The sequence below is a fragment of the Streptomyces massasporeus genome (assembly GCF_014648995.1).
Lineage (GTDB): Bacteria > Actinomycetota > Actinomycetes > Streptomycetales > Streptomycetaceae > Streptomyces > Streptomyces massasporeus.
In genome coordinates, this window is sequence record NZ_BMSE01000074.1 from 1 (window position 1) to 593 (window position 593).

Below are 593 nucleotides of genomic sequence, written 5' to 3' on the forward strand. Positions count from 1 at the left end.
GTAACGGAGGCGCCCAAAGGTTCCCTCAGCCTGGTTGGCAATCAGGTGTTGAGTGTAAGTGCACAAGGGAGCTTGACTGTGAGACCGACGGGTCGAGCAGGGACGAAAGTCGGGACTAGTGATCCGGCGGTGGCTTGTGGAAGCGCCGTCGCTCAACGGATAAAAGGTACCCCGGGGATAACAGGCTGATCTTCCCCAAGAGTCCATATCGACGGGATGGTTTGGCACCTCGATGTCGGCTCGTCGCATCCTGGGGCTGGAGTCGGTCCCAAGGGTTGGGCTGTTCGCCCATTAAAGCGGTACGCGAGCTGGGTTTAGAACGTCGTGAGACAGTTCGGTCCCTATCCGCTGTGCGCGTAGGAATATTGAGAAGGGCTGTCCCTAGTACGAGAGGACCGGGACGGACGAACCTCTGGTGTGCCAGTTGTTCTGCCAAGGGCATGGCTGGTTGGCTACGTTCGGGAGGGATAACCGCTGAAAGCATCTAAGCGGGAAGCCTGCTTCGAGATGAGTATTCCCACCTCCTTGAGAGGGTAAGGCTCCCAGTAGACGACTGGGTTGATAGGCCGGATATGGAAGCACGGTAACGTGTG

1 rRNA gene is annotated in these 593 nt (G+C 57.8%); it reads left to right on the plus strand.

The features are described 5' to 3' along the window. Positions 1-593, plus strand: a 23S ribosomal RNA gene (locus IE153_RS41305); the annotation flags it as partial.